Here is a 1,615-nt window from a genome sequence, read left to right as displayed (position 1 = left end):
GTCGGCCCGGAATTCATGTCGCTGTTTTTGGCATTGTCCTTCTACACCGCCGCCTTCATCGCCGAGATCGTGCGTGCCGGTATCCGCGGTGTGCCGAAGGGCCAGTCGGAGGCAGCCGGTGCACTCGGCCTGCATCCGTCCTCGGTCACCCGCCTCGTCGTCGTGCCGCAGGCCTTCCGCATCATCATTCCGCCGCTCACCAGCCAGTATCTGAACCTGACCAAGAATTCGTCGCTGGCAATCGCCGTCGGCTTCTCGGATCTCGTTGCCGTCGGGGGGACGACACTCAACCAGACCGGCCAGTCGATCGAGGTCGTCGTCGTCTGGATCGTCGTCTATCTCGGGCTCAGCGTGCTCACCTCGCTGTTCATGAACTGGTTCAACGCCAAAATGGCACTGGTGGAGAGATAAGATGTCCGGCTCGAACATTTCTTTCGTCCGCAATGCCATGCTGGAGCCAGAACCGGCTCCGGCAAGCCAGCGCGGCGCAATCGCCTGGATCAGGCGCAACCTGCTCGCAACACCGAAGGACATCGTGCTGACGGTGATTGCGATCGCAGCACTCGCTTGGGTGCTGCCGCATATGATCAATTGGCTGTTCATCCAGGCCGTCTGGACCGGCACCGACCGCACCTTCTGCGCCACGACCGTCCAGGGCGGCACGCAGCCTGATGGATGGAGCGGCGCCTGCTGGGCCTTCGTCAACGCCAAGCTCGATCAGTTCGTCTATGGCCGCTATACGCTCGACGAGCGCTGGCGCCCGACGCTGGTGTTCATCATGTTCGCAGCGCTGCTGACGCCGATGCTGATCCCGTCGATGCCGCGCAAGGGCCTGAACGCGCTGCTGCTGTTCGTTGCCTTGCCGCTCGTGTCGATCTGGCTGCTTTACGGCGGCTTCGGTCTCGAGATCGTCGAGACGCCGCTCTGGGGCGGCCTCTTGGTGACGCTCGTCGTTTCCTTCGTCGGTATCGCCGTGTCGCTGCCCTTCGGCATCATCCTGGCGCTCGGACGGCGTTCGCAGATGCCGGTCGTCAAGATGGTCTGCGTCATCTTCATCGAGGTGATCCGCGGCATTCCGCTGATCACCGTCCTGTTCATGGCGAGCGTCATGCTGCCGCTGTTCCTGCCGCAGGGCTGGAATGTCGACAAGCTGATCCGCGCCGTCATCGGCGTATCGATCTTCGCGTCCGCCTATATGGCCGAAGTCATCCGCGGCGGCCTGCAGGCCATTGCGAAGGGTCAATATGAGGGCGCCGATTCACTCGGGCTCGGCTATTGGCAGAAGATGCGGCTGATCATTTTGCCGCAGGCGATCAAGCTCGTCATCCCTGGCATCGTCAACACGTTCATTGGTATGTTCAAGGACACGTCGCTGGTGTCGATCATCAGCATGTTCGACCTGCTCGGCATCGTTCGCCTGAACTTCTCCGACGGCAACTGGGCCTCGGCAGTCACACCGTTGACAGGATTGATCTTTGCTGGCTTCGTCTTCTGGATTTTCTGCTTCGGCATGTCGCGCTATTCGGTGTTCATGGAACGCCATCTCGACACCGGCCACAAACGATAAGAATTGAGGGTAACAACTATGGCTGAAGCTAAAAAGCTCACCGTCTCC

2 protein-coding genes are annotated in these 1,615 nt (G+C 60.7%); both read left to right on the top strand.

Going from position 1 to position 1,615, the window contains the following annotated elements:
• On the top strand, positions 1-411 hold a 411-nt coding region (locus tag ACODR6_RS32060; RefSeq protein WP_489026611.1), incomplete at its 5' end, for an ABC transporter permease subunit.
• A 1-nt stretch (position 412) separates the two neighbouring features.
• Entirely contained in the window at positions 413-1,567 is a 1,155-nt protein-coding gene (locus ACODR6_RS32055; protein ID WP_199629348.1) for an amino acid ABC transporter permease, read from the top strand.
• Positions 1,568-1,615: the final 48 nt, after the last annotated feature.

The sequence above is a fragment of the Rhizobium sp. FG96 genome, assembly GCF_057808655.1.
This window is presented reverse-complemented; position numbering and strand designations above follow the sequence as displayed.

Coding starts and splice junctions, on each gene's coding strand:
- ACODR6_RS32055 (WP_199629348.1), top strand. CDS start 413: ATGTCCGGCTCGAACATTTCTTTCGTCCGCAATGCCATGCTGGAGCCA.